General features: G+C 75.0%; 10 protein-coding genes and 1 pseudogene. 9 read left to right on the top strand and 2 right to left on the bottom strand.

The genetic code is table 11. The features are described from left to right. The first annotated feature begins 177 nt into the window (after positions 1-177). From KIK08_RS33565 to KIK08_RS33550, 4 genes are all read left to right on the top strand, one after another. Positions 178-1,854: a sodium/solute symporter gene (locus tag KIK08_RS33565; RefSeq protein WP_214407344.1), complete on the top strand. Its 1,677-nt coding sequence runs from the start codon at positions 178-180 to the stop codon at positions 1,852-1,854. Positions 1,855-1,881: 27 nt separating this feature from the next. After that, positions 1,882-2,340 (top strand): DUF5709 domain-containing protein, encoded by a 459-nt coding sequence (locus tag KIK08_RS33560; RefSeq protein WP_214407343.1) that lies wholly within the window; start codon positions 1,882-1,884, stop codon positions 2,338-2,340. 157 nt (positions 2,341-2,497) lie between these two features. After that, on the top strand, positions 2,498-2,818 hold the full coding sequence (locus KIK08_RS33555; protein WP_214407342.1) for a hypothetical protein: 321 nt from the start codon (positions 2,498-2,500) through the stop codon (positions 2,816-2,818). Further along, a complete protein-coding gene (locus KIK08_RS33550) occupies positions 2,818-3,150 on the top strand; it encodes a hypothetical protein (protein WP_214407341.1) in 333 nt (110 codons plus the stop codon). Before KIK08_RS33555 ends, KIK08_RS33550 begins: the two co-directional genes overlap by 1 nt. Before the next feature lie 3 nt (positions 3,151-3,153). On the opposite strand, the gene KIK08_RS33545 is transcribed toward KIK08_RS33550, so the two are convergent. Further along, positions 3,154-4,398, bottom strand: a complete 1,245-nt coding sequence (locus KIK08_RS33545; RefSeq protein WP_214407340.1) for an ROK family protein — start codon at positions 4,396-4,398, stop codon at positions 3,154-3,156. 128 nt (positions 4,399-4,526) lie between these two features. On the opposite strand from KIK08_RS33545, the gene KIK08_RS33540 reads away from it, so the two are divergent. From KIK08_RS33540 to KIK08_RS33520, 5 genes are read left to right on the top strand one after another with little or no spacing between them, the layout of a single operon-like run. Then, a complete protein-coding gene (locus tag KIK08_RS33540; RefSeq protein WP_214407339.1) occupies positions 4,527-6,032 on the top strand; it encodes a sugar ABC transporter ATP-binding protein in 1,506 nt (501 codons plus the stop codon). Continuing rightward, positions 6,025-7,107, top strand: coding sequence for an ABC transporter permease (locus KIK08_RS33535; protein WP_214407338.1), 1,083 nt, complete (start codon positions 6,025-6,027; stop codon positions 7,105-7,107). Before KIK08_RS33540 ends, KIK08_RS33535 begins: the two co-directional genes overlap by 8 nt. Positions 7,108-7,165: 58 nt before the next feature. Further along, the gene (locus tag KIK08_RS33530; protein WP_214407337.1) at positions 7,166-8,236 is read left to right on the top strand and encodes a substrate-binding domain-containing protein; all 1,071 of its coding nucleotides are present in this window, start codon (positions 7,166-7,168) and stop codon (positions 8,234-8,236) included. Next, positions 8,233-9,471, top strand: a complete 1,239-nt coding sequence (locus KIK08_RS33525) for a Gfo/Idh/MocA family protein (RefSeq protein ID WP_214407336.1) — start codon at positions 8,233-8,235, stop codon at positions 9,469-9,471. The genes KIK08_RS33530 and KIK08_RS33525 overlap by 4 nt, the downstream gene beginning before the upstream one ends. Then, positions 9,471-10,478, top strand: a complete 1,008-nt coding sequence (locus tag KIK08_RS33520; protein WP_214407335.1) for a sugar phosphate isomerase/epimerase family protein — start codon at positions 9,471-9,473, stop codon at positions 10,476-10,478. Before KIK08_RS33525 ends, KIK08_RS33520 begins: the two co-directional genes overlap by 1 nt. Positions 10,479-10,565: 87 nt before the next feature. Here the strand turns inward: KIK08_RS33520 and KIK08_RS33515 are convergent. Then, positions 10,566-11,873: pseudogene (locus KIK08_RS33515) on the bottom strand (hypothetical protein); the annotation flags it as partial.

The following is an 11,873-nucleotide window of genomic DNA, read 5'->3' as shown; positions in this document are numbered from 1 at the left end:
CGAGCTGGACGCGGTCCGGCTGCTGGGGGTGCCGCTGTCCTGGCTGGCGGTGGCGGTGCTGCCCTACCCGCTGCTGGCCGCGCTGGCCCGCTGGCAGCTGCGCCGCGCCGAGCGGGCCGAGCGGCCCGAGCGGCCCGGGCGCCGGACCCGGGCGGGGCCGCCGGGATGACCGACGTCCTGTCCGTGCTGCTGGCCGTGGTCCCGGTGCTGCTGGTGACCCTGCTCATCGGGGCCCGCGGGGTGGCGGCCATGCGGACCACCTCGGACTTCCTGGTCGCCTCGCGGCGGATCTCGCCGACGGTCAACGCGGCCGCGGTGTCGGGGGAGTACCTGTCGGCGGCGTCGTTCCTGGGCGTGGCCGGGCTGGTCGTCAAGGACGGCGTGGGCGCGCTGTGGTACCCGGTGGGCTTCGCCGCGGGCTACGTCGCCATGCTCGCGCTGGTCGCGGCGCCGATGCGGCGCACCGGGGCGCTGACGGTGCCCGACTTCGCCGAGGCCCGGCTGGGCTCGCCTGCGCTGCGCCGGCTGTCGGCGGTCGTCGTGCTGGTCATCGGCTGCCTGTACCTGGTGCCGCAGTTCACCGCGGCGGGGCAGGTGCTCGGCGTGGTCAGCGGCAGCCCGTACTGGGTCGGGGTGGTGGTGGCCGGGGCGGCGGTCAGCATCACCCTGGCGCTGGGCGGCATGCGCGCGGCCACCTACGTGCAGGCCTTCCAGTTCGTGCTCAAGCTGGCGCTGTTCATCGTGCCGGCGGTGTGGCTGGTGCTGGCGGTGGGGCCGGACGCGCGGTCGGCGGCGCTGGCCCCGGTCGAGTTCACCCACTTCGCGGCGCCGACGCCGGTGGAGTTCCGGCTGGACACCTCGGTGACGGTCACCGAGACGACCACCGTCGCCGTCGAGGGGCACCCGCCCCTGGAGCTGGCGCCCGGCCCGCACGAGGCGGCCGCGGGCAGCACCTGGACCTTCCCGGCGGGTGCCGCGGTGCCCGAGGTCGGCGGCGGCCCGCCCGGCGGCCCCGGCTGGGGGCGCCCGCTGCTCGACCCCGGCGACGCCGGGCACCCGGTGCTGGCCACCTGGTCGGTGCTGGTCGCCACGGTGCTGGGCACGATGGGCCTGCCGCACATCCTGATCCGCTTCCACACCAGCCCCGACGGGCGCGGGGCCCGCCGCACCGCGGCCATCACGGTGGCCCTGCTCGGCGCGTTCTACCTGTTCCCGGGCGTCTACGGGCTGCTGGGCTCGCTGCTGCTGCCGGAGCTGTACCTGTCCGGGGCCACCGACACCGTCGTCGTGCAGCTGCCGGCGCGGGTCGACCCGGGCTGGGCGGGTGCGCTGTTCACCGCGCTGCTCACCGCGGGCGCGTTCGCCGCGTTCCTGGCCACCTCGCTCGGGCTGCTGCTGGCGGTGTCCGGCGCGCTGTCGCACGACCTGGTGCCCGGCACGCTGCGCCGGCTGCGGTTCACCCCGCTGGCGGCCGCGGCGGCGGTGGTGCTGCTGGCGCTGCCGGCTGCGTCGATCGACGTCGGGGTGCTGGTCACCTCGGCGTTCGCGGTGGCGGCGTCGACGTTCTGCCCGCTGCTGGTGCTGGGCATCTGGTGGAGCGGGCTGACCGCGCGCGGCGCCGCGGTGGGGATGGTGGTGGGGCTGCTGTCCTCGGCCGGGGTGATCGCCGTCGACCTGTTCCTGGGCTCGCCGCCCGGGCTGGCCGCGATCCTGCTCGGCCAGCCCGCGCTCTGGTCGGTGCCGCTGGCCTTCGCCACGATGGTGCTGGTGTCGCTGCGCGGTCGCCCCCCGGCGTGGGCGGCCACCGCGATGCTGCGGTTGCACCTGGACGAGAGCGAACCCGGCCGTGCCTGAGGGCACCGCTGGTGGGAGGCTGGCGGGATGATCGGCGACGAGGACACCTCCCCGGACGTGACCGAGGACGACGGCCTGCTCGACCCGTCCGACACCCTCCTCGACCGCGACCAGCTCGACGAGGGCTACTCCCCGCCCGAGCGGCCCTACGCGGTCGACGGCTGGGGCACCACCGCGGCCGAGGAGGCGGCGGGGGAGTCCCTGGGGGCGCGGCTGCGCCGCGAGGTCCCCGAGGACGCCCAGGCCGACGGCGACGGGCTCGGCGACACCACCGACACCGACGGCGAGCTGCTCGACCGCGAGGTCGGCGACCGGCGCTCGGGCCGGCTGGCCGAGGGCGGCGAGGAGCTGTTCTCCACCGACGTCGGCATCGACGGCGGCGCCGCCTCCGCCGAGGAGGCCGCCGTGCACCTCGTCCCCGACGAGGACGGCGACAGCGACCCCGACAGCGGCGACGCCGCCGCGGAGTTCCTCCGCGGCCGCTGACCCCGCCGATCGCCAGGTCCTCCCGGTCACGTCGCAGGGTTTCGTGGGGTCCGTACAGGTGCCGTGGCGCCTGCGCGGACCCGGGCGCCCCTGCGACGACGTCGCCGAGTCCGGTGCCGGGCGATGAGTTCGGGGCCGGGCGGCGGTCGTACCGGACATGCCCCTTCCCGAACACCTCGCCGCCGAGGCGCCGTCGGATGCGCCCGGGCCGCTGCCGCCCGCGCAGTGGACCGTGCTGATCCTGTGCGACGTCCTGCACTGGCCCACCGCCGACGCCGCCGCGCTGCTCGGGGCCTCCCGCGCGGAGCTGATCGCGGCCCTGCACCGGGCGCGTGGGGCGGTGCTGCGGGGCCAGGTGCCCGGCCCGGGCGAGCGGGCCGCGCTGAGCCGGCTGGTCGGCACCGCCGACAGCACCGTCGTCGCGGTGACCGGGGCGCTGCTGCGCGAGCACGCCCCGCCGGTCGCCCGGAGCGCGTGATGGAACCGCCCAGTGAGGACGATGCGGCCCGGGTGTCGTTCCTGCACCGGCGGCTCGGCGCGACGTTCGACAAGCGCGTGGTCACCCTGGGGCCCGGCGACACCCGGCCGTACCGGGCCGAGGAGTGGGACGACGCGCTGGTCGTCGTCGAGCGCGGCGAGGTGCTGCTGGAGTGCGCCGACGGCGGGGCGCGGCGGTTCGCCGAGGGTGCGGTGCTGTGGCTGGCCGGGCTGGGGCTGCTCGCCCTGCGCAACGAGGGCCGCGAGCCCGCCGTGCTGGTCGCGGTCTCGCGGCGGGCGCCGCCGGCCGACGAGGTGCCCGCCGAGGCGTGACGGTCAGGGCCGCGGGGCGGTGAGGGCGTCCATGCCGGGAGGGGAGAGCACCCGCTCGATGCCCAGCACGGCCGCCCCGGCCAGCCCGGCGTACTCGCCGAGCACGCTGTTGGTGAGCACGAGGTTGCGGGTCGCCAGCGGCAGCGCCCGCTGGTAGACGACGCTGCGCACCCCGGCCAGCAGCTCGTCGCTGGCCGCGGTCAGCGAGCCGCCCAGCGTCACCCGGGCCGGGTTGTAGAAGTGCACGAGGGTGGCCACCAGCTCGCCGATCAGGCCGGCGGCCTCGCGCACCACGCCGAGCGCCTCCGGGTCGCCGCGCGAGATCAGCGCGCGCAGGTCGTTGATGGTGGGCCGGCCGCCCCCGTGCGGTGGGATGGTCAGCCGCCGGGCGATCGCCCTGGCGGAGGCGACCGCCTCGATGCACCCGACGTTGCCGCAGGCGCAGGCCACGTCGGGGCCGCCGCGCACGCGCACGTGGCCGATGTCGCCCGCCGCGCCGTCGGCGCCGTGGTGCAGCACCCCCTCGCGGGAGACGAGCCCGCCGCCGATGCCCGTGCCGACCTTGACGAACAGCAGCGGTGCCTGGTCGGCGGGCAGCGCCCTGGCCTCGCCGAGCGCGCGCAGGTTGACGTCGTTCTCCAGCACGGCGGGGCAGTCGAACGTGCGCTGCAGGCGCGCGGAGACCGGGTAGGCGTGCCAGCCGGGCATGATCGGCGGTCGGACCGGGATGCCCAGGTTGCCGTCGACCGGGCCGGGCAGCCCGATGACGACCGCGCGGACGGCGGGGTCGCCGGTGTGGGCGGCGCGCCCGCGCAGCGCGATCAGCCCGACCTCGATCGCGTCCAGCACCGCGTCCGGGCCGTCCTGCACGTCGACGTCGATGTGCTCGTGGGCGAGCACGCGCTGGCTGAGGTCGACCACGGCGAGATGCGCCCCGCGGGCGCCCACGTCGGCGAGCAGCACGTGCCCGCCGCGCCCGGACATGGCGAGCCGGTCGGCCGGGCGGCCGCGGCCGGTGGTCGGCCGGGCACCGTCGGGGCGCAGCACCCCGCGCGCCAGCAGTTCGTCGACGGCGGTGCTGACCGTCGTGCGGGCCAGCCCGGCCGCCGCGACCAGGTCGGCCTTGCTGACCGCTGCCCCCGACGCGACCAGTCGCGCGACGGTGCTGAGGGTGACCGCGGCGTCCACCCGACCGGACGGGCCGGGAGCGCTGAGGCGCAGGGGCGGCAGGGGAGACGTGGGCTGCATCACGGTCCGATATCGACGGAAAAATACCTGGAAGAGGCAATATTCGGTCGTTGCACGGCACTGGTCAACCCTCCTACGGTCATGGCGCCCGCCACCCCTGCCACGAGGCGCCCCACACCGAGGTGGACATGTCAGACACACCGCTGCTGTCGATGCGGGGGATCGTCAAGGAGTTCCCCGGCGTCCGCGCCCTGGACGGGGTCGACCTCGACGTCGTCGCGGGCGAGGTGCACTGCCTGCTCGGCCAGAACGGCGCCGGGAAGTCCACCCTGATCAAGGTCCTGGCCGGGGCGCACCGGCCGGACGCCGGCGAGGTCAGCTTCGCGGGCGAGGTCGTCTCCTTCGCCTCCCCGCAGGCCGCCGACGCGGCCGGCATCGCCACCATCCACCAGGAGCTCGACCTCGTGCCGGGGCTCTCGGTCGCCGACAACGTCGTGCTCGGCCACGAGCCGGCCCGCTTCGGATTCACCCGCGACCGGGCCGCCGAGGACACCACCGCCGCCCTGCTGCGCAGGCTCGGGCACCCCGAGATCCGTCCCCGACGTGAGCTGGGCCGGCTCTCCGCCGCCGGGCAGCAGGTGGTCAGCATGGCCAGGGCGCTGGCCCGCGACGCCCGGCTGATCGTGATGGACGAGCCGTCGGCCGTGCTCGACCCGGAGGAGGTGCGCAACCTGTTCCGGGTGATCCGCGAGCTCACCGCCGACGGCGTGGCGGTCGTCTACATCTCCCACCGGCTCGAGGAGATCCGCGAGATCGGCGACCGGGTGACCGTCCTCAAGGACGGCCGCACGGTGGCGCGCAACCTCTCCGCCCGCGACACCCCGACCTCCGAGGTCATCACGTTGATGACCGGGCGCAGCATCGAGTACGTATTCCCGGAGCGGACCGGGGGGCCACCCGGTGAGGTCGTGCTCGAGGTGGAGGGGCTCGGCCGGTCCGGGGAGTTCGCCGACGTGTCGTTCTCGGTGCGCGGCGGCGAGATCGTCGGGTTGGCCGGGTTGGTCGGGTCCGGGCGCTCGGAGATCCTGGAGACCGTCTACGGCGCGCGCAAGCCCACCGCGGGCGCGGTGCGGGTGGGCGGCCGGGCGCTGCGGACGGGGTCGGTGACGGCCGCCGTGCGCGCGGGCGTGGGCCTGGCCCCCGAGGAGCGCAAGAGCCAGGCGCTGCTGCTGGGCGAGCCGGTCTACCGCAACGTCACGCTCTCGGCGATGAGCCGGTTCGCCCGCGGCGGCTTCGTCCGCGAGGACGCCGAGCGCGACGCGGCGCGCACCGAGACCGCCCGCCTCGACGTGCGCCCCGCCGACGTCCGCCGCGCCGCCCGCACGCTCTCGGGCGGCAACCAGCAGAAGGTGGTGCTCGCCCGCTGGCTGCTGCAGGGCTGCAAGGTCCTGCTGCTCGACGAGCCCACCCGCGGCGTCGACGTCGGCGCGCGCAGCGAGATCTACGCGCTGATCCGTGAGCTGGCCGCGTCGGGGGTGGCGGTCGTCGTGGTGTCCAGCGAGGTGCCCGAGGTGCTCGGGCTGGCCGACCGCGTGCTCGTCGTGCGCGAAGGGCGGGTGGTGCACGAGGCACCCGCCGCCGAGCTCGACGAGGGCCGCGTGCTCGACCTGGTGATGGAGGGAGCTCATGTCTGACCGCACACCGGTGTCCCCGCCGACACCGCCGGGGGCCCACGGCTCCGGGACGACCAAGGCCGGTGCCCCGGAGGTCGACGAGCGCGGGCGCGTCGAGCGGTCCGCCCGCGACGCGGGCGACTCGGCGGCGGGCCGGCTGCTCGACTCCGGCGCCGGGCGCAACCTCGGCCTGGTCGCGGTGCTGGTGCTGCTGGGGGTGGTCGGCGCGGTCACCGCGGGCGAGCGGTTCCTGTCGGTGCCCAACCTGCTGACCGTGCTCACCCAGGCCTCGATCATCGGCGTGATCACCGTCGGGGTCACCTTCGTGATCATCGGCGGCGGGATCGACCTGTCGGTCGGCAAGGTCATGGCGCTGTCGTCGGTCTGGGCGACCACGGTGGCGACGCAGTCCTACGGCCCGCTGGTGATGATCCTCTGCGCGCTGCTGGTGGGCGCCGGGGCCGGCCTGGTCAACGGCCTGCTGATCGCCTACGGGCGCATCGTGCCGTTCATCGTCACGCTGGCCATGCTGATCTCCGCGCAGGGCCTGGCCGAGCAGATCTCCGGGCGGCGCAGCCAGATCGTCACCGACCCGACGATCGCCGGGATCGCCACCACCCGGCTGCTGGGCATCCCGCTGCTGATCTACATCTTCGCGGTCGTGGTGGCGCTGGGCTGGGTCCTGCTCAACCGGACCACGTTCGGCAGGCGCACGTTCGCCATCGGCGGCAACGCCGAGGCGGCCCGGCTGGCCGGGCTGAACGTGCGCCGCCACACCGCCGCGCTCTACGTGCTGTCCGGGCTGTGCTGCGGCATCGCCGCGATCATGATCGCGTCGCTGACCACGACCGGGTCGAGCACCCACGGCACGCTCTACGAGCTCGACGCGATCGCCGCGGTGATCATCGGAGGCACGCTGCTGACCGGCGGGCGCGGCACGCTGATCGGCTCGATCCTCGGGGTGCTGGTCTTCACCACCATCACGAACCTGTTCGTGCTCAACAACCTCGCCACCGAGGTCCAGAACATCGCCAAGGGCGCGATCATCGTCGTCGCCGTGCTGATCCAGGCCCGGGCCCGGCGCTCCGACCCCTGAGCGACATCCCACCCCCCTACCCAGGTCGACCCCTCCACCGATGAAGGAGCGCACCACCATGTCCCAGAACCTCCCGGGCGGCCTGGGCCGCCGCGGTTTCCTGATGGGCACCCTCGGCATCGGCGCCGGAGCCGCGCTCACCGCGTGCACCAGCAACGCCCCCGCCGGCGGCCCGCCCGCCGCCTCGGCGCCGGTGGCCGCCCCGGCCGGGGGCAACTCCGAGCCCGGCGAGCAGGTCACCATCGGCTTCTCCGCCCCGGCCGCCGACCACGGCTGGATCGCGGCCATCGCCAACAACGCCCAGGCCCAGGCCGAGCAGTACTCCGACGTCACGTTCTCCCCGGTCAACCCGACCAACGACATCGCCCAGCAGATCGCCGCGGTGCAGACGCTGATCAACCAGGGGGTCAACGCGCTGGTCATCCTGCCCAACGACGGCAGCCAGCTGACCTCGGTCGGGCGCCAGGCCATGGAGGCCGGTATCCCGGTCATCAACCTGGACCGGATCTTCGACTCGCCGCTGGCCTACCGCACCTGGATCGGCGGCGACAACTACGGCATGGGCGTCTCGGCGGGCACCTACATCGGCCAGCGCCTGCGCGAGGCCGGGGTGGCCAACCCGGTCATCGGCGAGATCGCCGGCATCGACAACCTGCCGCTGACCCAGCAGCGCAGCCAGGGCTTCGCCGACGCGCTGCAGACCTTCGGCTTCGCCGTCGGGCCCCGCCAGGCCGCCGACTTCACCGCCCAGGGCGGCCAGCGCGTCACGGCCAACCTGCTGCAGGCCGCGCCCCAGCTGGACGCGGTCTGGAACCACGACGACGACCAGGGCATCGGCGTGCTCGCGGCCATCGAGCAGGCCGGGCGCAACGAGTTCTTCATGGTCGGCGGCGCCGGCTCGGCCAACGCGATGCGCGCCATCCAGGAGGACAACACCGTCCTCAAGGCCACCGTCACCTACAGCCCGTCGATGGCGTCCTCGGCGGTGGCGCTGGCCCGGCTGGTGGCGCAGGGCAAGGGCATGGGCGACCTGGCCGAGCGCGAGGTGCCCGCCTCGATCACCCTGGCCTCCGCGACGATCACGAAGGACAACGTGGCCGACTACCTGCCCCTGGGCTTCGAATCATGACGGCAGCCACGACCGGGGCCGAGGGCTCCCGCCGGCTGGGGGTGGGCATGGTCGGCCACGCGTTCATGGGGGCGGCCCACTCCCAGGCGTGGCGCACCGCGGGGCGGTTCTTCGACCTGCCCCTCGAACCCGACCTGGCGGTGCTCTGCGGCCGGGACGCCGACGCGGCGGGCGCGGCGGCGGCCAAGCTGGGCTGGCGCTCGGTGGAGACCGACTGGAAGCGGTTGCTGACCCGCGACGACGTGCAGCTGGTCGACATCTGCACCCCGGGCGACACGCACGCCGAGATCGCGATCGCGGCGCTGGACGCGGGCAAGCACGTGCTGTGCGAGAAGCCGCTGGCCAACACGGTGGACGAGGCCAGGGCGATGGTCGTGGCCGCCGAGCGGGCCGGGGCCCGAGGGGTGCGCAGCATGGTGGGGTTCAACTACCGGCGCGTGCCGGCGGTGGCCCTGGCCAAGCGGCTGATCGAGCAGGGCCGCATCGGCGAGGTCCGCCACGTGCGCGGGGTCTACCTCCAGGACTGGATCACCGATCCGGAGTTCCCGCTGGTGTGGCGGCTGCAGAAGGACAAGGCCGGGTCCGGGGCGCTGGGCGACATCGGCGCCCACGTGATCGACATGGCGCAGTTCGTCACCGGTGACCGGCTCACCGGGGTAAGCGCTCTCACCGAGACGTTCGTCAAGGAGCGGCCGCTGCCCGAGGCGTCCAGCGGGCTGTCTGCCTCCGGGTCGGCGGAGCGCGGCGAGGTCACCGTCGACGACGCCGCCCTGTTCATCGGGCGGTTCGGCGGGGGAGCGGTGGCCAGCTTCGAGGCCACCCGCTTCGCCACCGGCCGCAAGAACGCCCTGCGCCTGGAGGTCAACGGCAGCGCGGGCTCGCTGGCGTTCGACTTCGAGTCGATGAACGAGCTGTCGTTCTTCGACGGCGCCGAGGACCCGGACACCGCGGGCTTCCGGCGGATCCTGGTCACCGAGCCGACGCACCCCTACGCCGGGGCGTGGTGGCCGCCGGGCCACGGCCTGGGCTACGAGCACACGTTCACCCACGAGATCGCCGACCTGCTGCGCGACCTGGCCGCCGGCGCCGCCCCCACCCCGTCGTTCGCCGACGGGCTGCAGGTGCAACTGGTGCTGGACGCGGTGGCGCGCTCGGCGGAGGCTGGCAGCGGCTGGCAGCAGATCGAGGCGAGCACCGAGGCGAACACCGAGAGCACAGTGGAGGGCAGCGACTGATGGCGCGACCGATCACCCTGTTCACCGGGCAGTGGGCCGACCTGCCGTTCGAGGAGGTCGCCCGGCTGGCCGGGGAGTGGGGCTACGACGGGCTGGAGATCGCCTGCTGGGGCGACCACTTCGACCCGTGGGCGGCGGTCGAGGACGACGGCTACGTGCAGGGCCGCCGCGACATCCTGGACAAGCACGGGCTGAAGGTCTTCGCGATCTCCAACCACCTGACCGGCCAGGCCGTCTGCGACGACCCGATCGATGCCCGCCACCAGGGCATCCTGCCGGCGCGGGTGTGGGGCGACGGGGAGCCCGAGGGCGTGCGGCAGCGGGCCGCGGACGCCATGAAGGTGACCGCGCGGGCCGCGGCGAAGCTCGGCGTCGACACCGTCATCGGGTTCACCGGCTCGGCGATCTGGAAGTACGTGGCGATGTTCCCGCCGGTCTCCCAGGAACTCGTCGACGCCGGCTACCGCGACTTCGCCGATCGCTGGAACCCGATCCTGGACGTGTTCGACGAGGTCGGGGTGCGGTTCGCGCACGAGGTGCACCCCAGCGAGATCGCCTACGACTACTGGACGACGGTCGCGGCGATGGAGGCCGTCGGCCGGCGGGAGGCGTTCGGGCTCAACTGGGATCCGAGCCACTTCGTCTGGCAGGACCTCGACCCGGTCGGCTTCCTGCTCGACTTCCGCGACCGGATCTACCACGTCGACTGCAAGGACGCCAAGCGCCAGGTCGGCAACGGCCGCAACGGGCGGATGGGCTCGCACCTGGCCTGGGCCGACCCGCGGCGCGGCTGGGACTTCGTCTCCACCGGCCACGGCGACGTGCCGTGGGAGGCGTGCTTCCGCATGCTCAACCACATCGGCTACTCCGGCCCGATCTCGATCGAGTGGGAGGACGCCGGGATGGACCGGCTGGTCGGGGCGCCCGAGGCGCTGCAGTTCGTGCGCGGGCTGGCGTTCGACCCGCCGTCGGCGGCGTTCGACGCCGCGTTCAGCAGCGGCGGCTGACCGACCGGCGCGACCGGAGCACGACGAAGGGGGTGGTGCGACGCACCGCCCCCTCCGTCGTGTCCGGGACCGGCGCCGGTCATCGGCTCAGTCGCCGGCGCGGTGCCGCCCCGGGCGGTCGTCGCTCGCGCTGCTGTCCTCGCTCGCGCCGTCGCCGTCGGAGGAGTGCTCCGCGGAGTCGGGGCCGTCGGACGGGGTGTCGGGGCGCAGGTGGCGCGGCCCGCCGTCGCGCGGCCCCGGGTCGTGGAGGCCCGGGCGGTCGGCGGCGAAGCCCAGGGCCGGGCCGGACGGCCCGTGGTCGGGCTGCTCGCCCTGGTGCCCGTCGGGCTGGTCGGACGGGCCGTCGACCGGTCCGGGCGCGGGGGCCGCCGGCGGGTCGACGGGGTCGGGGTCGGCGGGTGCGGGTTCATCGGCGTCGTCCGCGGGTGGCTGCACCACCGGGTCGGGCGCGGTGTCGGGGCCGCTGGTGCCGCCGCTGTCGGGCCCACTGGACCCGCTGGATCCACTGGACCCGCTGTTGCCGGACCCGCTGCTCGACCCGGTGTCCGGGCTGGAGGTGTCGGTGCGGCCGGTGGGTGAGGACGTCGAGGAACCGGAGGAGTCGGACGAACCGGACGAGCCGGAGGACCCGGAAGAGCTCGATGAGGTCGACGAGGTCGACGAGGTCGACGAGGTCGAGGACTCGCCGGACGTCGTCGGCGACGGGGTGTCGTCGGCGGAGAAGGTGACGGCGTCCTCCACCGAGGGCCCGGGGTCGTCGGTGGCGGTCTCGCCGGTACTCGCGGCCTCGGGCGGGAGGTCGGGCTGCGCGGCGTTGGTGCCGGTGTCGCCGCGGTTGGTCGCCGCGTCGGCGGGTGCGGTCGGTGCCGTGGTCGGTGCCGTCGCTGTCGTCGTGGTGCCCAGCTGGGCGGCGTACTGCATCGCGGCCTGCACGGCGCCGGCCACGGCGGCGGTGCCGTCCAGGCCGGCCGAGGGGGTCGTCGGCGACGTCGTCGGGACGATGCCGGCGAGCGCGGGCGGTGAGGGCGCCGGGGCCTGCGCGGCGCGGCTGGTCGCCGCGGCCTGGCGGGCGACGGACAGCTCCTCGGACAGCCCGGCGAGCGACGGGTCGGCGCCGGTGATGGCGACGAGGTCGTCGACCAGGCGGAGCTGCTCGGCGAGCAACTGGTCGCGGCCCTCGTCGGGCAGCACGTTCGGCAGCTGCGCGGCCACCAGGTTGACCGCCCGCACCGCGTCGGCGGTGCGGCCCTCCCGCAGGGCGGTCTCGGCGGCGGTGAGGGCGTCGGTGATCTCGATGGCGGCCTGCACGGACCGGGCCTTGTCCTGGTGGAACACCTCGGTGATCTGCCAGAGCGGCTCGCCGGGCCGGGCGTCTCGGGCCTGCTCGACCAGCAG

Origin of the sequence: Pseudonocardia lacus, from assembly GCF_018531445.1 — a bacterium.
Taxonomy (GTDB): Bacteria; Actinomycetota; Actinomycetes; order Mycobacteriales; family Pseudonocardiaceae; genus Pseudonocardia; species Pseudonocardia lacus.
The sequence above is the reverse complement of the archived record's forward strand: the minus strand, read 5'-3'. Positions and strand labels throughout refer to the sequence as shown.

Excerpts from the sequence above, each read along its gene's own strand:
- KIK08_RS33560 (WP_214407343.1), top strand. The coding sequence starts at position 1,882 with ATGATCGGCGACGAGGACACCTCCCCGGACGTGACCGAGGACGACGGC.
- KIK08_RS33555 (WP_214407342.1), top strand. The coding sequence starts at position 2,498 with ATGCCCCTTCCCGAACACCTCGCCGCCGAGGCGCCGTCGGATGCGCCC.
- KIK08_RS33550 (WP_214407341.1), top strand. The coding sequence starts at position 2,818 with ATGGAACCGCCCAGTGAGGACGATGCGGCCCGGGTGTCGTTCCTGCAC.
- KIK08_RS33545 (WP_214407340.1), bottom strand. The coding sequence starts at position 4,398 with ATGCAGCCCACGTCTCCCCTGCCGCCCCTGCGCCTCAGCGCTCCCGGC.
- KIK08_RS33540 (WP_214407339.1), top strand. The coding sequence starts at position 4,527 with ATGTCAGACACACCGCTGCTGTCGATGCGGGGGATCGTCAAGGAGTTC.
- KIK08_RS33535 (WP_214407338.1), top strand. The coding sequence starts at position 6,025 with ATGTCTGACCGCACACCGGTGTCCCCGCCGACACCGCCGGGGGCCCAC.
- KIK08_RS33530 (WP_214407337.1), top strand. The coding sequence starts at position 7,166 with ATGTCCCAGAACCTCCCGGGCGGCCTGGGCCGCCGCGGTTTCCTGATG.
- KIK08_RS33525 (WP_214407336.1), top strand. The coding sequence starts at position 8,233 with ATGACGGCAGCCACGACCGGGGCCGAGGGCTCCCGCCGGCTGGGGGTG.
- KIK08_RS33520 (WP_214407335.1), top strand. The coding sequence starts at position 9,471 with ATGGCGCGACCGATCACCCTGTTCACCGGGCAGTGGGCCGACCTGCCG.